Origin of the sequence: Lonepinella sp. BR2357 (genome assembly GCF_051851525.1) — a bacterium.
Lineage (GTDB): Bacteria > Pseudomonadota > Gammaproteobacteria > Enterobacterales > Pasteurellaceae > Lonepinella.
Window position 1 is genome coordinate 74,950 of sequence record NZ_JBPDVG010000007.1, and the last position, 18,122, is coordinate 93,071.

At 42.1% G+C, this 18,122-nt stretch carries 21 protein-coding genes; 13 read left to right on the forward strand and 8 right to left on the reverse strand.

All coding sequences use genetic code 11. From position 1 onward, the window contains the following. Positions 1 to 29: 29 nt before the first annotated feature. On the forward strand, positions 30 to 1,043 hold the full coding sequence (gene glpX / locus ACTG7L_RS05970; RefSeq protein WP_439327817.1) for a class II fructose-bisphosphatase: 1,014 nt from the start codon (positions 30 to 32) through the stop codon (positions 1,041 to 1,043). A 39-nt stretch (positions 1,044 to 1,082) separates the two neighbouring features. Here the strand turns inward: glpX and ACTG7L_RS05975 are convergent, their stop codons facing one another. The 4 genes from ACTG7L_RS05975 to ACTG7L_RS05990 all read right to left on the reverse strand — a co-directional run bounded on the left by ACTG7L_RS05975 (position 1,083) and on the right by ACTG7L_RS05990 (position 4,045). Continuing rightward, the gene (locus ACTG7L_RS05975; RefSeq protein WP_439327818.1) at positions 1,083 to 1,718 is read right to left on the reverse strand and encodes a hypothetical protein; all 636 of its coding nucleotides are present in this window, start codon (positions 1,716 to 1,718) and stop codon (positions 1,083 to 1,085) included. Between the two features lie 205 nt (positions 1,719 to 1,923). Next, entirely contained in the window at positions 1,924 to 2,940 is a 1,017-nt protein-coding gene (trpS, locus tag ACTG7L_RS05980; protein ID WP_439327819.1) for a tryptophan--tRNA ligase, read from the reverse strand. Positions 2,941 to 2,979: 39 nt separating this feature from the next. Next, the gene (locus ACTG7L_RS05985) at positions 2,980 to 3,654 is read right to left on the reverse strand and encodes a phosphoglycolate phosphatase (protein ID WP_439327820.1); all 675 of its coding nucleotides are present in this window, start codon (positions 3,652 to 3,654) and stop codon (positions 2,980 to 2,982) included. Between the two features lies 1 nt (position 3,655). Beyond that, positions 3,656 to 4,045 carry a RidA family protein gene (locus ACTG7L_RS05990; RefSeq protein WP_439240312.1) on the reverse strand — a complete coding sequence of 130 codons (390 nt, stop codon included), beginning with the start codon at positions 4,043 to 4,045 and terminating at the stop codon, positions 3,656 to 3,658. Positions 4,046 to 4,283: 238 nt separating this feature from the next. On the opposite strand from ACTG7L_RS05990, the gene ACTG7L_RS05995 reads away from it, so the two are divergent. The 3 genes from ACTG7L_RS05995 to ACTG7L_RS06005 all read left to right on the forward strand — a co-directional run bounded on the left by ACTG7L_RS05995 (position 4,284) and on the right by ACTG7L_RS06005 (position 6,791). Continuing rightward, positions 4,284 to 4,973 carry a pirin family protein gene (locus ACTG7L_RS05995; RefSeq protein WP_439327821.1) on the forward strand — a complete coding sequence of 230 codons (690 nt, stop codon included), beginning with the start codon at positions 4,284 to 4,286 and terminating at the stop codon, positions 4,971 to 4,973. A gap of 33 nt (positions 4,974 to 5,006) precedes the next feature. Continuing rightward, positions 5,007 to 5,543, forward strand: coding sequence for an NADPH-dependent FMN reductase (locus tag ACTG7L_RS06000; RefSeq protein ID WP_439327822.1), 537 nt, complete (start codon positions 5,007 to 5,009; stop codon positions 5,541 to 5,543). Between the two features lie 207 nt (positions 5,544 to 5,750). Beyond that, the gene (locus ACTG7L_RS06005; protein ID WP_439327823.1) at positions 5,751 to 6,791 is read left to right on the forward strand and encodes a Gfo/Idh/MocA family protein; all 1,041 of its coding nucleotides are present in this window, start codon (positions 5,751 to 5,753) and stop codon (positions 6,789 to 6,791) included. A gap of 284 nt (positions 6,792 to 7,075) precedes the next feature. Here the strand turns inward: ACTG7L_RS06005 and trmL are convergent, their stop codons facing one another. Continuing rightward, a complete protein-coding gene (gene trmL, locus ACTG7L_RS06010) occupies positions 7,076 to 7,552 on the reverse strand; it encodes a tRNA (uridine(34)/cytosine(34)/5-carboxymethylaminomethyluridine(34)-2'-O)-methyltransferase TrmL (protein WP_439327824.1) in 477 nt (158 codons plus the stop codon). A 64-nt stretch (positions 7,553 to 7,616) separates the two neighbouring features. Here trmL and ACTG7L_RS06015 point away from each other — a divergent pair, with 64 nt between their 5' ends. From ACTG7L_RS06015 to glpQ, 4 genes are all read left to right on the forward strand, one after another. After that, positions 7,617 to 8,477: a virulence factor BrkB family protein gene (locus ACTG7L_RS06015; RefSeq protein WP_439257517.1), complete on the forward strand. Its 861-nt coding sequence runs from the start codon at positions 7,617 to 7,619 to the stop codon at positions 8,475 to 8,477. A gap of 168 nt (positions 8,478 to 8,645) precedes the next feature. After that, entirely contained in the window at positions 8,646 to 10,202 is a 1,557-nt protein-coding gene (locus ACTG7L_RS06020) for an FAD-dependent oxidoreductase (RefSeq protein ID WP_439327825.1), read from the forward strand. A gap of 20 nt (positions 10,203 to 10,222) precedes the next feature. Continuing rightward, positions 10,223 to 11,662 carry a glycerol-3-phosphate transporter gene (gene glpT / locus ACTG7L_RS06025; protein WP_439327826.1) on the forward strand — a complete coding sequence of 480 codons (1,440 nt, stop codon included), beginning with the start codon at positions 10,223 to 10,225 and terminating at the stop codon, positions 11,660 to 11,662. Between the two features lie 72 nt (positions 11,663 to 11,734). Continuing rightward, positions 11,735 to 12,820, forward strand: a complete 1,086-nt coding sequence (gene glpQ / locus ACTG7L_RS06030; RefSeq protein WP_439327827.1) for a glycerophosphodiester phosphodiesterase — start codon at positions 11,735 to 11,737, stop codon at positions 12,818 to 12,820. 127 nt (positions 12,821 to 12,947) lie between these two features. Here the strand turns inward: glpQ and ACTG7L_RS06035 are convergent, their stop codons facing one another. Both ACTG7L_RS06035 and ACTG7L_RS06040 read right to left on the reverse strand, forming a co-directional pair. Beyond that, entirely contained in the window at positions 12,948 to 13,223 is a 276-nt protein-coding gene (locus ACTG7L_RS06035) for a type II toxin-antitoxin system YafQ family toxin (protein ID WP_439327828.1), read from the reverse strand. Then, positions 13,223 to 13,507 carry a type II toxin-antitoxin system RelB/DinJ family antitoxin gene (locus tag ACTG7L_RS06040; protein WP_439240292.1) on the reverse strand — a complete coding sequence of 95 codons (285 nt, stop codon included), beginning with the start codon at positions 13,505 to 13,507 and terminating at the stop codon, positions 13,223 to 13,225. Before ACTG7L_RS06040 ends, ACTG7L_RS06035 begins: the two co-directional genes overlap by 1 nt. Before the next feature lie 147 nt (positions 13,508 to 13,654). On the opposite strand from ACTG7L_RS06040, the gene dtd reads away from it, so the two are divergent. From dtd to cysE, 5 genes are all read left to right on the forward strand, one after another. Continuing rightward, on the forward strand, positions 13,655 to 14,089 hold the full coding sequence (dtd, locus tag ACTG7L_RS06045; RefSeq protein ID WP_439327829.1) for a D-aminoacyl-tRNA deacylase: 435 nt from the start codon (positions 13,655 to 13,657) through the stop codon (positions 14,087 to 14,089). Positions 14,090 to 14,167: 78 nt separating this feature from the next. Further along, positions 14,168 to 14,605, forward strand: a complete 438-nt coding sequence (locus ACTG7L_RS06050; protein WP_439240288.1) for a rhodanese-like domain-containing protein — start codon at positions 14,168 to 14,170, stop codon at positions 14,603 to 14,605. A gap of 9 nt (positions 14,606 to 14,614) precedes the next feature. After that, positions 14,615 to 15,115 (forward strand): protein-export chaperone SecB, encoded by a 501-nt coding sequence (gene secB / locus ACTG7L_RS06055; RefSeq protein WP_439257521.1) that lies wholly within the window; start codon positions 14,615 to 14,617, stop codon positions 15,113 to 15,115. A gap of 60 nt (positions 15,116 to 15,175) precedes the next feature. Continuing rightward, the gene (gene gpsA / locus ACTG7L_RS06060) at positions 15,176 to 16,180 is read left to right on the forward strand and encodes an NAD(P)H-dependent glycerol-3-phosphate dehydrogenase (RefSeq protein WP_439240284.1); all 1,005 of its coding nucleotides are present in this window, start codon (positions 15,176 to 15,178) and stop codon (positions 16,178 to 16,180) included. An 11-nt stretch (positions 16,181 to 16,191) separates the two neighbouring features. After that, complete coding sequence (gene cysE / locus ACTG7L_RS06065; RefSeq protein WP_439257523.1) at positions 16,192 to 16,989, forward strand: serine O-acetyltransferase; 798 nt, start codon at positions 16,192 to 16,194, stop codon at positions 16,987 to 16,989. A 107-nt stretch (positions 16,990 to 17,096) separates the two neighbouring features. On the opposite strand, the gene ACTG7L_RS06070 is transcribed toward cysE, so the two are convergent. Further along, on the reverse strand, positions 17,097 to 18,089 hold the full coding sequence (locus ACTG7L_RS06070) for a substrate-binding domain-containing protein (protein ID WP_439257524.1): 993 nt from the start codon (positions 18,087 to 18,089) through the stop codon (positions 17,097 to 17,099). Positions 18,090 to 18,122 lie beyond the last annotated feature (33 nt).

Here is an 18,122-nt window from a genome sequence, read left to right on the forward strand (position 1 = left end):
CAATTTAATCCAACAGAGGAAATGGCAACATGAACAGATTATTATCGATAGAATTTTCACGTATTACCGAGGCCGCTGCACTGGCTGCTTTTGCTTGGTTAGGGCGAGGGGATAAAAATGCGGCGGACGACGCAGCGGTGAAAGCCATGCGCTTTATGCTGAATCAAATGGAGATGGATGCGGAAGTGGTGATCGGCGAGGGCGAAATTGACGAGGCGCCGATGTTGTATATTGGCGAGAAATTAGGCTCAGGAAAAGGCGAGCAAGTGGCCATTGCGGTGGATCCCATTGATGGCACTCGTATGACGGCAATGGGGCAAGCGAACGCCATTTCTGTGTTGGCGGCGGGCGGAAAAGAGACGTTCTTGCGGGCGCCCGATATGTATATGGAAAAATTGGTGGTGGGGCCAGAAATGCAAGGCATGATTGATTTAAGTCTGCCGATTGAACAAAACCTCCGCCGTGTGGCGCAAAAATTGGGGAAATCCATGAGCCAAGTGACCGTGATGGTATTGGCTAAACCTCGTCATGATGAGGTGATTAAGAAAATTCAGCAAGTGGGCGCCAGAGTGTTTGCAATTCCTGATGGTGATGTGGCGGGTGCGTTATTATGCTGCTTGCCGAATGGCGGTGTGGATATGCTTTATGGCATTGGCGGCGCACCCGAGGGCGTGGTGACGGCAGCAGCCGTGCGTGCCTTGGGTGGCGATATGCAAGCCCGTTTATTGCCACGTCATCAAGTGAAAGGCGACAGCCCTGAAAATCGAAAAATTGGCGAGGAGGAAATTCGCCGTTGTGAACAACAAGGCGTTGCCGTGAATCAGATTCTACGTTTAGAAGATTTAGCCAAAGACGATAATCTTGCTTTTGTAGCCACAGGCATCACCAACGGCGAATTGCTGAAAGGGATTCAACGTGAGGGCAATTTGGCGACCACTGAAACCTTACTTATTCGAGGCAAATCTCGCACCATTCGCCGCATTCAATCGACCCATTATTTGGATCGTAAAGAGGCAGCGATTTATGAATTGATTGGGGATTAACCGTAAGAATAATGTTTAACCTCGTGCGTCAGTGCGAGGTTATTTCACCATTTCACTAAAGGTCAATTCATAATTATCGCCATCACGGGTGTATTTTAAATAGCGTGGAAATTGCTCACCTTGGTGTTTTTTCACGGTAATGTCTTTATCACCGGTTTTAAAGGTATAGGTGATTTCCGTCACGTTTTGTCCTGCAACACTCAAATTTTGTTGGCTTTTTTTCACAAATACATTATCCATTGGATAGAGTTTTTTACCGTTGGTAATAATAAAGTTATTCGGCAATTTATCGTAATAGGTGAGCTGAAATGCCATGGTAAATAAATCGTACACGGTGTTATCAACATTTTCTGTATTTAAACCGCTTTTGACTTTGCCGTATTCAATTTGTTTACCGTTGATTTTGGCGAGGGCATAGGTGTTGCTGTTGCGGGTGTCTTTGTAATTCAACATGGTAAAATTACGGTTGTCATGGGTGCCAGAAGAAATAAACTGGATATTATATAATGGCACGTTAATTTTAGCCGTGATGGAATAGTTGGCGCCGCTTTCGCTGAAATGCACGTAGGCGGGCATCAGGTAGTTTGAACTGTATTTGATATTATAATCCACGGCTTGCGCTAGCGTTGCTGTGGTTAAGGCACAAAGTGCGGTAATTAATTTGAATAATTTCATAGACTTTCCTGAAATATTACCCTCACCCTACCCCTCTCCCAAAGGGAGAGGGAATTGAATAGGGGAATATTTAAATTGTAATTAACTTCAAAATCGTTCCCTCTCCCAAAGGGAGAGGGAATTGAATAGGGGAATATTTAAATTGTAATTAACCTCAAAACCGTCCCCTCTCCCTTTGGGAGAGGGCCAGGGTGAGGGTAAAACCTTATTGCGCCGGCACAAACCCAATCGCCTGATAAACATCCGCCAAGGTTTTCGACGCACGTTCACGGGCTTTTTTTGCACCCTCTGCGGCAATTTGATTGAGCAAGGTTTCGTTATTGCGGTAGTGATAAAAACGTTCTTGCAACTCGGTTAACATTGCCACCACGCTTTCCGCCACGGCACCTTTTAAATGACCATACATTTGCCCCTCGAATTCTTTTTCGAGATCCGCAATCGGCACATCACGAATCACCGACAGAATTTCCAATAAATTCGACACGCCCGCTTTGTTTTGCGGATCATAACGCACTACTGGCGGTTCTTCGCCGTCGGTCATGGCACGTTTGATTTTTTTCTCGACAGATTTCGGATCTTCTAACAACGTAATCACATTGTTACGGTTGTCATCCGATTTGGACATTTTTTTGGTCGGTTCTTGCAATGCCATAATTTTTGCCCCTGCTTTCGGGATAAAGGCTTCTGGCACCACAAAAATCTCGCCTTTTTCCGTTGGGTATAAGGCATTAAAACGTTGCGCAATGTCACGGGTAATTTCAAGGTGTTGACGCTGATCTTCGCCCACAGGCACTTGGTTGGCTTGATATAACAAAATATCTGCGGCCATTAACACTGGGTAAGTAAATAGCCCCACGTTCACATTGTCCGCATGTTTACTGGATTTATCTTTAAACTGCGTCATGCGCCCCATTTCACCGAAATAAGTGTAACAGTTCAACGCCCAAGCTAATTGCGTATGTTCTGGCACATGGGATTGAATAAAAATGGTGCTTTTGCTTGGATCGATACCGCAAGCTAAATATAACGCCAAGACGTCAAGGCTGGCTTTGCGTAATTGCGCAGGATCTTGGCGCACTGTGATGGCGTGTAAATCCACGATACAAAACAGACATTCAAAATCGTCTTGCATTTTCACCCACTGACGTAAGGCACCCAGATAATTTCCAATGGTTAATTCACCAGATGGCTGTACGCCACTTAATACAACGGGTTTGCTCATTTTCTGTTCCTTAAAAACGTTAATAAAATTCACCGCAGTTTACACGATATTGAGAATATCCGCAAAATCATCCAACACCCAATCGGGCTGACTGTCGCTGATTGGGATATTGTAATTGTAGCCGTAAGTCAAGCCGACGGCTGCACAACCCGCATTATGTGCGGCTAAAATATCATTGCGGGAATCCCCCACAAATAACATTTGGTGCGGATAAAACCCGAATTTACCGCATAAATAATACAGCGGTGCGGGGTGTGGTTTAATTGCAGGCAAAGATTGTCCGCCAAGGGTTTCGCTAAATAAATGGTCGATCCCAAAGGCTTGTAGCACGGGCAATACGTGCTGTGTCGGTTTATTGGTAACCACCGCCAAGATAAAACCACGGGCTTTTAATTGTTCTAATGTGCTTTTGACATTCGGGTATAAACGGCTTACGTTACATAAATTTTCACCATAAAACACATTAAAACGTTGTTTTAACTGGGTGATTTGTGTTTCGTCTAAGGTGCGACTGGTTTGTTGTTCTGCCCAACTCAAGGCACGGCTAATTAACACCTCGGCGCCGTTACCAATCCACGTCAGCACTAAATTTTCATCTGCTTGTGGATAATCAAATTCAGCCAAGGTTGAATTGACCGATAAGGCCAGATCAGGCAAGCTGTTGACTAAGGTGCCGTCTAAATCGAAACCGATTAATTTAAATGCGGAGGCCATATTATTTTCTCACGGCAATGGCTTCAATTTCTAAGCCCACATCTTTTGGCAAACGGGCGACTTCCACGCAAGAACGCGCAGGGAAATTCGGGTGTTGATTTTCTTGGAAGAAACGTTCATATTCCGCATTCACCGCTGCAAAGTGGTTGAGATCTTTCACAAATACCGTGGTTTTCACAATATCCGCCACGCTTAAACCCGCTTGTTGCACAATGGCTTTGATATTTTCTAAAGATTGACGGGCTTGCGCCACGATATCCGTTGGCACCTCACCGGTGGCAGGATTGACGGGAATTTGGCCCGACGTGAAAACAAGATTGCCGAGATCCACGGCTTGGACATAAGGGCCAATGGCGGCGGGGGCGTTGTCGGTATGAATGATATTGGTCATGATTATTTTTCCTCTTAATCTGAATAAATAGTCTATTACGTAAGAACATGAAAAAATAGCCAAGAACACACTTGGCAGCAGTTATAAGCTACCAGAAAAAATAGGGCTTTTCCAGTAAAAAGTGCGGTGGTTTTTATTTGTATATTTTCCTGATGGTAAATAATGTTTTCATAAAATGGCTATTTATTTCCGCTCACCTTGCGAGTAAACTGAATCCTAAATAAAATTGGAGAAATTAATGCTACAAACAAGATACGCACAAGACCGTGGTGATGGTTCATTTGATTGGCTAAAAAGCGCCCATACTTTTTCGTTCGGCAGCTATTACGATCCTCGTCATATTCATTTTTCCCATTTACGGGTGATCAATGAAGATTTTATTGCGCCAGAACGAGGTTTTGGCAAACACCCCCATGACAATATGGAAATTTTGACCTATGTGTTAAATGGCCGTGTGGCGCACCAAGACAGCATGGGAAATCAAACCGAATTAAAGGCGGGCGAATTTCAAATTATGTCGGCAGGTTCGGGGATTTTCCATTCAGAAATCAACCCAGATGCAGAGCAAACTTTACATTTATATCAAATCTGGATTATCCCGAATAAAAAAGACATTACGCCAAGATATGCTCAAGGTCACTTTGCCGATAAACAAGGCGGCACCTTGATTTTGTCTCCTGAGGCGAGTGAGGGATCATTTAAAATTTATCAGGATATGAAATTATGGCGCTACCAATTTGAGGCCGAAAGTGCGGTGGAAATTTCGCTAGATTTACACCGCAGTTATTGGTTGCAAGTGGTGCATGGTCGCTTATCCGTGAATGGCGAGACATTAAAGACGAGCGACGCCGTAGCGATTAAAGCCGAACAGGCGTTACAAATTAAAACCGAAAACCAAGTTGAATTTTTATTGTTTGATTTGGTCTAATCTTTCTATCCATACAATTATAAGGAAAATAACATGACAAAACAGATTGCCGTTTTAGTGGGAAGTCACAGCAAAACATCATTTAACCAAATCGTGGCGAAACACTTACAAGCCATTGCGCCTGAAAATATTCAACTGAATGTTGTTGAGATTGCGGATTTACCTTTATATGACCGTGATTTAGACGAAAACAGCCCAACGCAATATGTGCGTTTTCGCCAACAAATTGCAGCAGCGGATGGGGTTTTATTCGTCAGCCCTGAACACAACGGCAGCGTGCCGGCGGTGTTAAAAAATGCGGTGGATATTGGTTCACGCCCATCAGGCGAAAGCCTTTGGATTGGCAAGCCGGCGGGCGTGGTGACTGTGACCGCAACGGATGGCGCTGGCGTCACGGCGAGCTTAAAAGCCTTAGTGACAGCGCATTATGTCAACACCAAATTATTACCAAATATCGCACAAGTAGCGGGGATTTTTGGTGGTGTGTTTAATGAACAAGGCGAAATTGCCGCCGAAGAAGTTAAAGCGAATTTGCAAAAATTTATCAAAGAGTTTGCTGAGTTTGTGTAGTATTTAATAGATGACCCTTACTCTAAACCCTCAGTCTAAACCCTCACCCTAGCCCTCTCCCAAAGGGAGAGGGAACTGTTTAGGGGAGAGGGAACTGTTTAGGGGAAAGAGTCTGAATGAGGTAAATCAAATCAATTAACTCCACCGAACAGTCCCCTCTCCCTTTGGGAGAGGGCTAGGGTGAGGGTTACAACCCCAAGGAAAACAATGAACCCAATTAACGTCGCCATTGCCGGCAGCGGTTATTCCGCTCGATTATTTCATGTGCCTTTTTTCAACACCGATCCTCGTTATTGCATTCGTAAAGTATATGAACGCACCACCGAGCGAGCAAAGGAATGGTTGCCTGATGTGGAAATCGTGCGAAATTACACCGCACTTTTAACCGACGATATCGATCTCGTGGTGATTACCACGCCCAATCAAACCCATTATGATATGGTGAAACAGGCGATTTTGGCACGTAAACATGTGTTAGTCGAAAAGCCGTTAGTAGCAACATCACAACAAGCCATGGAATTAAAAGCCTTGGCGGAACAGCAAGGCGTTACGCTCTATGTGTATCAAAATCGCCGTTGGGATAGCCATATTGCGACTGCCCGTGAAATTTTACACAAAGACTTATTGGGCGAACCGGTGGATTGTGAAATCCGCATGGAGCGTTATGCTAAAAGCAAAAATCCAAAACAATGGAAAGAAACCGGCGAACAGGGAACAGGCTTGATGTATGATTTAGGCGTCCATTTAATCGATCAGGCGGTGTATTTATTCGGCAAACCTCAAGCCGTGTTTGCGGATATTCGTTCGCAACATGAAGATTCCATTGTGGATGATAATTTTGATGTGCATTTGTATTATGCTAATGGCCTGAAAGTGTCCTTGATGGCGAGCAAATATGTGCGTGAACCTAATGCGCAATTTGCCTTACATGGAAAACGTGGTTCCTATGTGAAAGCTAAAGCTGATTCACAAGAACGTTTGCTTATTGACGGCGTGGCGCCTGTGGGGCAATGGAATGCGGAAAAGGAAACGGATTGGGGGATTTTGCATACCGAATTGAATAACGACCTCGTGCGTTATGCTTATCCGAATGCCAACACCAGCTATCGAGCCTTGTTTGATAATCTCTATGATCATCTTGTGCAAAAGGCATCACCCTTTGTGACGTTAGATGAAGTCATTTTAGTATTAACCATCATCGAAAAAGCCTTTGAAAGCGCCAAAACTGCTCAAAAAATTGCAATTTAACGCTCAAAATGAGCAAATAACAAGGCGTATTTGCTCTTTTTTTAAAATAATTTTTTTATATTTTACATTTAAAATCAATAACCTTTACACTCCCTTTACAATTTTGTCATTTACACACATCAGATTTTCTTTATAATTCACCACATATCTTACAGGCGTGGGGACGCCTAAAGTAGGGTATGTTTAGGAACTTGAGAGAAAAAGGGATTCTCTCCATTTGGATTGGAAAGTAGTGATAGAAGTGCGATGAAAAATCAGTGAGTTTTTCATCGCACTTTTTGCTTTTAACGATTTAAATTGATTGCGCCTTGATAATTTAATTGTCGCCACGCCTCATACACTGCCACCGCCACGGAATTGGATAAATTCATACTGCGACTGTTCGCCGTCATGGGAATACGAATTTTTTGTTCCATCGGCATTTGATCGAGAATCTGCATAGGAATGCCACGAGTTTCAGGGCCAAACATCAAATAATCCCCCAATTCAAACCGCACTTCACTGTGTGCCGGTCCGCCTTTGGTGGTCATGGCAAATAAGCGTTTGGGTTGCTCGCTTTGCAAAAATAATTCAAAGGTTTTATGTTTTTTGATTTCCGCAAATTCGTGGTAATCTAGTCCCGAGCGGCGTAATCTTTTATCGTCCCACGTGAAACCTAGCGGTTCAATTAAATGTAAGCGAAAGCCTGTATTGGCACATAAGCGAATGATATTACCTGTATTTTGTGGAATTTCAGGTTCGTATAAAACAATGTCTAACATAATAATTTAGTGCGTTCATAAAAAATAATGACAAATTGTACCGCACTTTCAAGGAAAAATCTTTATGAATAAAACATCTCTGTTTCGGTTATTTATTGACGTATTTTGGCAACGTTTCCAGCAAAATAAACTCACGCAAGCCGCAGGATCGCTAACGTATAGCACCATGTTAGCCATTGTGCCATTGGTGATGGTGGTGTTCGCCATTTTCTCCGCATTTCCTATGTTTAACGAAATGACAGGCGCATTAAAAGAATTTATTTTTACCAATTTCGCCCCCTCCGCCAGTGATGTGGTTGGTCAATATATTGATGAATTTGTAGGCAATTCTAAACAAATGAGCGCCGTCGGGGTGGTGGGGTTAATTGTCACGGCATTGATGTTGATTAAATCCATTGATGACATGTTAAATCAAATTTGGCGAGCCAAAAGCCGCAGTCTGGTGTTTTCTTTTGCCATTTATTGGACCATTTTAAGCCTCGGCCCGATTTTTATCGGGGCGAGCATTGCCATTTCAAGCTATATTACCTCTTTTCAATTATTTAACGAGGGGATTAATTTACCCTTTGGCTTGAAATTATTGGGCTTTGTGCCGTTTTTTCTCACATGGTTGAGTTTTACGTTGATTTATTTGCTCGTACCTAATCAAAAAATCTATTGGCAACATGCCGCTGCGGGCGCTTTAATTGCAGCGATTTTCTTTACTCTCGGTAAACAAGGTTTCGCTTGGTATATCACCACATTCCCCTCTTATCAACTGATTTACGGCGCCATGGCCACCTTGCCGATTATGTTATTGTGGATTTGGTTAAGTTGGACCTTTATTCTACTTGGTGCGCAACTGGCCGCTGTGTTGGGCGATATGCGTTTGATTAAAGCGGGGGAATTGGATATGCACCAAGTGCGAGAAAAGGAGATGATGTAATCTTTTCCGAATAAATATCCGCACATTTTCTGGGTTTTTTGTTGTTTTTGAGTGAAAACGAAAAAAATATTGTGATCAATGTCACAATTTTGAAACAAAGTACTTTCTCATTAAGAAAAAAATGAGTATGTTTATCATAGTTTTTTTGATCTTGATGAGAATTTTATTATGAACAGAAATCAAAATTTACAACAGGCCAAAACAGACCGAGAATGGGATGTCGTCATTATTGGTGGCGGCGCAACAGGATTGGGCATAGCCGTCGATGCTGCGAGCCGTGGGTTTTCCACCCTGTTATTGGAACGTGTCGACTTTGCCAAAGGCACCTCAAGCCGCAGTACCAAATTGGTGCATGGTGGCGTACGCTACTTGGCACAAGGGGACATTGCTTTGGTGAAAGAGGCCTTGCGTGAGCGTGGCAGACTCGGCAAAAATGCACCGCACTTATTTAAAAGCGAATCCTTTATTATCCCCGGTGAAAAATGGTGGACCGCCTATTATTACACCTTAGGTTTGTGGATTTATGACCGTTTATCGGGTGCATTAAGCATTGGGCATACTCGCTATTTGAGCAAAAACGAAACCCAAACCCAATTAAAAGGGGTGAAACCCGAAAAACTCAATAATGGCGTGTGCTATTATGATGGCCAGTTTGATGATGCTCGTTTAGCCATCAACTTAGCACAAACCGCTGCAGAACAAGGGGCAACCTTAGTCAACTATTGCGAAGTGGTGGGTTTAGATAAAAATGAGGCAGGTAAAATTAACGGTGTGCAAGCCAGAGATGTGTTCAGCGGTGAACATTTTGCGGTAAAAGCCAAATGTGTCGTGAATGCGACGGGCGTATTTACCAATGAAATCAATGCCATGGATAACCCAGAAGAAATGGACGGTATTGTGCCAAGTCAAGGTATTCATATCGTGATTGACCGTGATTTCTTACCGAATGAATCCGCTTTAATGGTGCCAAAAACCTCGGACGGTCGGGTGTTATTCGCCGTGCCTTGGCATGATAAATTAGTGGTCGGCACCACCGATACGCTCGTGAAAAATGCCGAATATGAACCTCGTCCATTAGAGCAAGAAGTGGAATTTATTTTACAAACCGCCAAAGATTATTTTGTCAAAGCGCCAACACGTGAAGATGTGCGCAGTGTGTTTGTGGGCTTGCGTCCATTAGCGGCACCAAAAGGCGAAAATAAAAGCACCAAAGAGGTGTCCCGTAGCCATAAAATCCATATTAGTGATTCTGGTTTGGTGGATATTATTGGCGGTAAATGGACAACCTATCGTCAAATGGCAGAAGATGCCTTAGAGGCAGCGATTGATAAGGGTATTTTACCGAAAAAACAATGTGTTACCGTAGATTTAAAAATTCACGGACACCACCCTGCGGATATGGCTAGTCACCTTGGCTACTACGGTAGCGATAGAGCGCATATTGAGCAGCTTGCGGCAAGTGATCCAAAAGCAGGGAGCAAAATTCATCCAGACTATCCATTCCTTTACGCCGAGGCCTTATGGGCAGTGCGTGAAGAAATGGCGCAAACACTGGAAGATGTGCTGGCTCGCCGAATCCGTTTCTTGTTCTTAGATGCAAGAGTAGCTTCAGCGGTCGCAGAAGAGGTGGCAAATTACATTGCCCCAGAATTAAACAAAGATGCCGATTGGGTTGCTCAACAAGTGAGTGAATTCCGTCAGTTGTGTACACAATATCATTTTTAATCACATAAGGGAGAAACACTATGTTTGGTCCATTTAAACCAGCACCCCATATCGCAGAATTGCCTGCGGATAAAGTGGATGCGAAATATAAACAATTACGTTGGCAAGTCTTTGCTGGGATTTTCTTTGGTTATGCCGCTTATTATTTTGTGCGGGGTAACTTTGATTTAGCCCAAAAAGGCTTGATTGAGGCAGGTATGTATAATAAAGCAGAACTGGGTTTTATCGGTTCGGCTTTGGGGTTAGCCTACGGTATCTCTAAGTTCGTAATGGCGGGTATGTCTGACCGCTCTAATCCGAAAGTGTTTTTACCTTTTGGTTTGTTCCTTTCTGGCCTTTGTATGGTGTTAATGGGCATTATGCCATGGGCGACTTCTGGCGTGATGATTATGTTTGCGTTGATCTTCTTAAATGGTTGGTTCCAAGGGATGGGTTGGCCTCCGTGTGGACGTACCATGGTGCATTGGTGGTCAAAATCTGAACGGGGTACTATCGTGTCTATCTGGAACACCGCACACAACTTAGGCGGTATGGTACCGGGTGCCATGGTGTTATTAGCCAGTGCCATTTATTTCAACACTCACGGTGTACAAGCCACAGCGAAAGATGTATGGCAACAAACCTTGTATTATCCAGGTATTGCCGCTATGGTGGTGTCATTCTTAATCTATTTTGTGATGAAAGATACCCCACAATCTTGCGGTTTACCATCTATCGAAAAATGGCGTAATGATTACCCTGATAACTATGATGAAAAAACTAACGAACAAGAATTAACAACTAAAGAAATTTTTGTGACTTATGTGTTGAAAAACAAATTGTTATGGTATATCGCTATTGCAAACGTGTTCGTTTATTTAATCCGTTATGGTGTTTTAAAATGGTCACCAGTATATCTTGGCGAAGTCAAACACTTCAATATTAAAGGTACCGCTTGGGCATACACTATTTATGAATTAGCGGCGATCCCTGGTACGTTATTATGCGGTTGGGTATCTGACAAAGTCTTTAAAGGTAAACGTGGTTTAACTGGGTTCATCTTTATGATTTTAACCACGATTGCAGTAGTAGCATTATGGAAAAACCCAGCCACACCAGAGGCAGAATTAGCCAACTATGCTAACTGGTATGAAAATCCGTACCAATTAACAGACTTTATTTTAATGACCACAGTCGGTTTCTTAATCTATGGCCCAGTAATGCTAATCGGCTTACATGCCCTTGAATTAGCACCGAAAAAAGCCGCTGGTACATCCGCAGGTTTCACTGGTTTATTCGGTTATCTTGGTGGTACTGTTTCTGCCTCTGCGATTGTAGGTTGGGCAGCAGAATATTACGGCTGGGACGGTGGTTTCTATGTGATGATCGCTGGTGGTATCTTGTCTGTTATCTTGTTGTTTATCGTGATGGTAGAAGAGGGTAAACACAAAGCGAAATTAGCGGATCACTACGGTAAATAATTAATTTCATGTATTAAGGAACGATACAATATATCGTTCCTTAGTTTTATCAATAAGATAAGGAGACTTCCAATGAAACTAAGCAAATTAACTTTAGCATTAGCTATGTCAACTTTTATTGGGTTAGCAAACCCTATTCAGGTACAAGCGGCAGATCACGATCAAAATAAAATTGTGATCGCTCATCGTGGCGCAAGTGGTTATTTACCTGAACATACTTTAGAATCAAAGGCGTTGGCTTTCGCTCAAAAGGCTGATTATTTAGAACAAGATCTTGCAATGACAAAAGACAATCGTTTGATTGTTATTCATGATCATTTTTTAGATGGTTTAACCGATGTTGCGAAAAAATTTCCTGACCGTCATCGTCCTGATGGCCGTTACTACGTGATTGATTTTACGTTAGATGAAATTCAAAGCCTGAATATGACGGAGAATTTTAAAGTAGAAAATGGTAAACAAGAACAGGTTTACCCAAATCGTTTCCCTATGTGGAAATCCCATTTTAAAATTCATACTTTTGAAGATGAATTGGAATTTATTCAAGGTTTAGAGAAATCAACAGGTAAAAAGGTTGGTATTTATCCTGAAATCAAAGCGCCATGGTTCCATCATCAAAATGGTAAAGATATTGCACTTGAAGTATTAAATGTATTGAAAAAATACGGTTATACACATAAATCCGATCCTATTTATTTACAAACCTTTGACTTTAATGAGTTAAAACGCATTAAAAATGAATTAATGCCAAAATTGGGTATGGATTTAAAATTGGTTCAATTAGTCGCTTATACCGACTGGCACGAAACAGAGGAAAAGGATAGTCAAGGTCAATGGATCAACTATAATTATGACTGGATGTTTAAATCGGGTGCAATGCAAGAAATTGCAAAATATGCAGACGGAGTCGGACCAGGTTGGTATATGTTGGTGGATGACAAAGCATCTAAATTAGGTGATGTTAAATTAACCCCAATGGTGCAAGATATTGCTAAAACGAAATTAGAACTTCATCCTTATACGGTTCGTAAAGATGCCTTACCTGAATTTTTTAGTGATGTTAATCAGATGTATGATGCGTTATTAAATAAATCAGGAGCAACAGGAGTATTTACTGATTTTCCAGATACTGCAGTAGAATTTCTGAAACATAAGTAATAATACAAAGTTAAACAATCGTTGTAGGTTAGGCTGTTTAACTATGATTAAGGGGCATACTATGCAAGTTTATGCCCCTTAATTTATGTTCTTAAAGTAAAATCGCCCAAAAAGTGCGGTCAATTTTTTAAAAATATTCTGAATGGGTCGCTAACCGATACAATTCAATGCCTTGAACTTCTTCGTTGATTGCATAGACTAAAAGCAGATCATTACGCACATGGCACTCTCTAAACTGCTTGAGATTACCTTTTAACTGATGATCTCGATACTTCGCAGGCATATCAACGCCACTCAAAAGACAATCAGCAACTTCGATCCATTCTGGTGAATAAAAGACATCTTGATGTTTCTTCGCATCTTTTTTGAATGTTTTCTGCGGTAAAAAGTCATATTTAGCCACTAACTTTGTACCCATTTAATAAGATCTTCAGTCGATTTGCAGACATTTTCGTTATCATTTGAGCGTGCGGCGGCAAATTGTTCTAAAAGCTCTTTTTCAACATCTGCCCGATAGCCCTTTGTGCTGTTATAGCTCAGAGATAAAGGAATCTCGCCAGTTTTTACCACTTGGTTCAAAAGCATTTTAAATAACTGGGTAAAGGATAACCCATAACCGTCAATAATTACTTTGGCCTCATTTTTTAGATTTTCATCAATACGGAAATTTAGATTTGAAGTCGCCATAATACCCCCTTTTGTCATTACAAATAATGACATTGTAATGATAAAAGCTAAAAATATCAATACAATTAGTGACGCTTTCAATATACAGTTTAATTATGATGATTAAGGGATGTATAATAATGTTCCTTACTTCTTCTGGAGAAATAAATGATCGCATTAATCCAACGTGTCACTCACGCCAATGTGAACGTAGACAACCAAACTGTCGGTGAAATAGACAAAGGCTTATTGGTATTGCTCGGTGTGGAAAAAGAAGATGATCAAGCGAAAGCGGATAAATTAGTGGAGAAAGTGCTGAATTATCGGGTCTTTGCGGATGAACAGGGTAAAATGAATCTCAATGTGCAACAAGCAGGCGGTTCGCTATTGGTGGTGTCACAATTTACTTTGGCGGCAGATACACAAAAAGGCTTGCGCCCGAGTTTTTCTAAAGGGGCCTCGCCTGATTTAGCCAATGAATTGTATCGTTATTTTGTGCAAAAGTGCGGTGAAAAAATCGCCGTTTCTACGGGGCAGTTTGGTGCCGATATGCAAGTGAGTTTAACCAATGATGGCCCCGTTACGTTCTGGTTAACGGCTTAACAAAAATTAGTTTTTGCAAGATGCGGAAAGTCGGTTATACTTAACGCCTATTTTTATTTATTTGCATTTGAGAACAATATGGAAGAATTTATGCCGTTGGCAACACAATTTGCCAAAAACCATACCTTGTTAGTGGTCGCTTGGGTCGCTATTTTTGTGGCAACCATTTATGTATTCGTCAAATCTGCCTTAAGCAAAGTGAAATTAATTACAAATTCACAAGCGGTGGCGTTAATCAATAACAAAGATGCCGTGGTGATTGATTTGCGTAGTATTGACGAGTTTAAACGTGGCCACATTATTCATAGTAAACAATTTTTGCCAAGCGATATTAAGAAACACAATTTAGGCAAACTAGAACAACATAAAGAGATGCCAATGATTTTAGTGTGTGCCACCGGTGCCGTGGCGAATACCTCTGCGGAAATCTTGTCAAAACAAGGCTTTAGCGAAGTGTATGCGTTACAAGAGGGCATTGCGGGTTGGAACGCTGCCAATTTACCATTAGTGAAATAAGGATTTTATATGACTGAAGAAACACAAGCACCAACACAAGAACAACAACCTGAAGTGGTTTTTCAAATTCAACGTATTTATGTGAAAGACGTGTCTTTTGAGGCGCCGAATTTACCGCATATTTTTCATCAAGAATGGAAACCGAATTTGAGCTTTGATTTAAGCACAGAGGCGAAACAATTGGGTGATGATTTGTACGAAGTGGTGTTAAACATTTCGGCGGAAACCACTATGGAGGACAGCAAAGAAGTCGCCTTTATTTGCGAAGTCAAACAAGCCGGTGTGTTTACGATTAGCGGTTTGGAAGATATGCAAATGGCCCATTGTTTAACGTCACAATGCCCGAATATGCTGTTCCCTTATGCACGTGAATTAATTTCGAGCTTAGTGAATCGTGGTACATTCCCTGCGTTGAATCTTGCGCCAGTCAATTTTGATGCGTTGTTTATGGAACATTTACGTCGCATTGAGCAAGAAGAAGAGCAAGCGGAAAAACCGACGACTCATTAATTAAATTGTCGGGGCGGATTGCGATTTCCGCCCTCATTATCCAATTTTAAGGCGTTAGTCATGACCACTCCAACACCAATTAGCGTTCTCGGGGCTGGATCTTATGGCACATCTTTAGCCATTGCCTTTTCCCGTAATAACTTCCCCACTTATCTTTGGGGACACAACCCTGAGCATTGTCGTCAATTAGAAAATGCCCGACAAAATGCCCGTTTCTTGCCGGAAATTCCCTTTCCTACGGCGTTGCATATTGAATCGGATCTTAAAACTGCGGTGCAAAAATCCCGAGATTTGTTGATCGTGGTACCAAGCCATGTATTTGCGGAGGTGATCGATCAAATTAAACCGCACTTACGCCCCGATAGCCGTATTGCGTGGGCAACAAAGGGATTGGAACGAGATACAGGGCGGTTATTGCAAACGGTGATTGAAGAAAAGTTGGGGACGCATTATCCTTTGGCCATGTTATCTGGCCCAACATTCGCCAAAGAACTCGCCGCCGGTTTACCCACAGCGATTGCCTTGGCGTCTAACGATCCACAATTTGCGGTGGAATTACAAAATCGCATTCATTGCAGTAAGCATTTTCGAGTGTATTTAAATCAAGATATGATCGGCGTACAGCTCGGCGGTGCGGTGAAAAACGTGATTGCCATTGCGGCGGGCATGTCGGACGGTATGGGTTTTGGCGCCAATGCCAGAACCGCATTGATTACCCGTGGCATTGCCGAAATCAGCCGATTAGGGGTGTCTTTAGGTGCAGATCCGAAAACCTTTATGGGCATGTCAGGCTTGGGCGATTTAGTGTTAACCTGTACTGACAATCAATCTCGTAACCGTCGTTTTGGCCTAATGTTGGGGCAAGGTGTGTCAGCAGAACAAGCCATGCAAGAGATTGGTCAAGTGGTGGAGGGTTATTATAATACCAAGGAAACCACGTTGTTAGCCCAACGGCAAGGGGTGGAAATGCCGATTACAGAGCAAATGTATCAAGTGTTGTTCCAACATAAAAACGCCAAAGATGCCGCCATGGCATTATTAGGGCGTGAGAAAAAAGCAGAATAAGGGAGTAAACCATGTTGAATGAGGTATGGCAGAAAATTCGTGATGAGGCCAAGGAATTGGTGGATCACGAACCTGTGTTAGCGAGCTTTTTCCATTCCACCATTTTAAAGCATAAAAATCTGGGCAGTGTGTTGAGCTATATTCTGGCGAACAAATTAGCCACCGCCACCATGCCCGCCATTACCTTGCGTGAAATTATCGAAGATGTGTATCAGGATCAACCGAGTATTATTGAAAGTGCCGCTTGCGATATTCACGCCGTCCGCCAACGTGACCCTGCGGTGGAATTATGGTCAACTCCGTTGCTTTATTTGAAAGGGTTCCACGCCATTCAAAGCTACCGCATTACCCATCATTTATGGCAAACCGAACGCCGTTCACTTGCCATTTATTTACAAAACCAAATTTCAGTCGCCTTTGATGTGGATATTCACCCCGCCGCACGGATTGGTTGTGGCATTATGTTCGACCATGCCACCGGCATTGTGGTGGGGGAAACTGCTGTAATTGAAAATGATGTGTCTATTTTACAAGGTGTCACACTCGGTGGTACAGGCAAAGAAACCGGCGACCGTCACCCTAAAATCCGTGAGGGCGTGATGATCGGGGCGGGAGCAAAAATTCTCGGCAATATTGAAGTGGGCAAATACGCCAAAATCGGGGCCAATTCCGTGGTGTTGCAACCTGTTCCTGAACATGCCACTGCTGCTGGCGTGCCAGCTCGGATTATCGGCAAAGATCGAGATGCCAAACCAGCCTTTGATATGAACCAGTATTTTATTGATGATGCGGAAATGTTGAATATTTAATGGAATTTTATCTACAAATTTTTCCATTTGTACAAAAAGTAGTGTTACATCTCATTATTTATTTTTATAAAAGATGTAACACTATTAACAACAAATAAATGTGTAGATTATTTCCGACTATTCAACAACTGATCTGCATTATCCAAAGTCACTTTTGTCCAAGGTACATCATAACGTTTGGATTTACCGTCATTCCACTCCATTTTTCCCTTGTATTGTTCCCAAATATCGGACATTGGTTGATAACTATCGCCAATAACTGCTCTTAAAGCCACATCAATAGAACCTTGAATTTGCCCTTTAGCATCTTGCAAAATTGAGGTCATTTTTTTCTCTTTTACGGCATAAATCGCATCACTGACACCATCCACCCCAGCAATTGCAAAATCATTCACATTTAGCCCCGCACTTTGAATGGCTTCAATGGCACCTAATGCCATTTCATCATTTTGAGCAATAATACCATTGATTTTACCGCGGTGTTTTTGTAGCCAGTTTTCCATTAATGGAATAGCTTCTGAACGTGACCAGTTAGCGGTTTTACGTTCTAGAATTTTGATGTTATCTTTGCCACATTCTGCGATAGCTTTTTCGTTACCTTGACCACGTTGGATTTCACCCGATCCCCCTTTAGGACCTTCAATAATCACCACATTGCCTTTGCATCCCATTTTTTCTAATACCGCTTTCGCTTCTAAATAACCACCCTCTACATCATCTGAAACGACTTCACTGGTCATTTTATCGGTATTTAAACGAGCATTTGTGACCACCACGGGGATATTGGCTTTATTTGCCATGGTGACGACATCAATATTGGCTTCATAATCCATCGGATTAATGACAATAGCATCAGTCTTGGTTTGGATAGCGGTTTCCGCTTGATTGTTTTGTACAAGCGGATCATAACGACCGTCATAAACCGTTAGGGTTGCAATACCCTGTTTAACTGCAGGATGTTCTTTGGCATATTTATCCATTAGTTGAACAAATTCTGCTTTCATACCATACATTAAAATAGAAATTTTAACAGGTGTTTGTTGTGCCACTGCAACAGATGAAACAGCGAGAGCAATAGATGTTAATAGTAATTTTTTCATAGCATTTTCCTCTTTGGATTAAATAAAAGATTG

Bases quoted from the DNA above. Each gene is read 5' to 3' on its own strand.
- ACTG7L_RS05985 (WP_439327820.1), bottom strand. From the start codon at position 3,654: ATGGCCTCCGCATTTAAATTAATCGGTTTCGATTTAGACGGCACCTTA.
- trpS (WP_439327819.1), bottom strand. From the start codon at position 2,940: ATGAGCAAACCCGTTGTATTAAGTGGCGTACAGCCATCTGGTGAATTA.
- ACTG7L_RS05975 (WP_439327818.1), bottom strand. From the start codon at position 1,718: ATGAAATTATTCAAATTAATTACCGCACTTTGTGCCTTAACCACAGCA.
- dtd (WP_439327829.1), top strand. From the start codon at position 13,655: ATGATCGCATTAATCCAACGTGTCACTCACGCCAATGTGAACGTAGAC.
- ACTG7L_RS06070 (WP_439257524.1), bottom strand. From the start codon at position 18,089: ATGAAAAAATTACTATTAACATCTATTGCTCTCGCTGTTTCATCTGTT.
- glpQ (WP_439327827.1), top strand. From the start codon at position 11,735: ATGAAACTAAGCAAATTAACTTTAGCATTAGCTATGTCAACTTTTATT.
- ACTG7L_RS06000 (WP_439327822.1), top strand. From the start codon at position 5,007: ATGACAAAACAGATTGCCGTTTTAGTGGGAAGTCACAGCAAAACATCA.
- secB (WP_439257521.1), top strand. From the start codon at position 14,615: ATGACTGAAGAAACACAAGCACCAACACAAGAACAACAACCTGAAGTG.
- cysE (WP_439257523.1), top strand. From the start codon at position 16,192: ATGTTGAATGAGGTATGGCAGAAAATTCGTGATGAGGCCAAGGAATTG.
- ACTG7L_RS06050 (WP_439240288.1), top strand. From the start codon at position 14,168: ATGGAAGAATTTATGCCGTTGGCAACACAATTTGCCAAAAACCATACC.
- ACTG7L_RS06015 (WP_439257517.1), top strand. From the start codon at position 7,617: ATGAATAAAACATCTCTGTTTCGGTTATTTATTGACGTATTTTGGCAA.
- ACTG7L_RS06005 (WP_439327823.1), top strand. From the start codon at position 5,751: ATGAACCCAATTAACGTCGCCATTGCCGGCAGCGGTTATTCCGCTCGA.
- ACTG7L_RS05995 (WP_439327821.1), top strand. From the start codon at position 4,284: ATGCTACAAACAAGATACGCACAAGACCGTGGTGATGGTTCATTTGAT.
- glpT (WP_439327826.1), top strand. From the start codon at position 10,223: ATGTTTGGTCCATTTAAACCAGCACCCCATATCGCAGAATTGCCTGCG.
- glpX (WP_439327817.1), top strand. From the start codon at position 30: ATGAACAGATTATTATCGATAGAATTTTCACGTATTACCGAGGCCGCT.
- ACTG7L_RS06040 (WP_439240292.1), bottom strand. From the start codon at position 13,507: ATGGCGACTTCAAATCTAAATTTCCGTATTGATGAAAATCTAAAAAAT.
- trmL (WP_439327824.1), bottom strand. From the start codon at position 7,552: ATGTTAGACATTGTTTTATACGAACCTGAAATTCCACAAAATACAGGT.
- gpsA (WP_439240284.1), top strand. From the start codon at position 15,176: ATGACCACTCCAACACCAATTAGCGTTCTCGGGGCTGGATCTTATGGC.
- ACTG7L_RS06020 (WP_439327825.1), top strand. From the start codon at position 8,646: ATGAACAGAAATCAAAATTTACAACAGGCCAAAACAGACCGAGAATGG.
- ACTG7L_RS05990 (WP_439240312.1), bottom strand. From the start codon at position 4,045: ATGACCAATATCATTCATACCGACAACGCCCCCGCCGCCATTGGCCCT.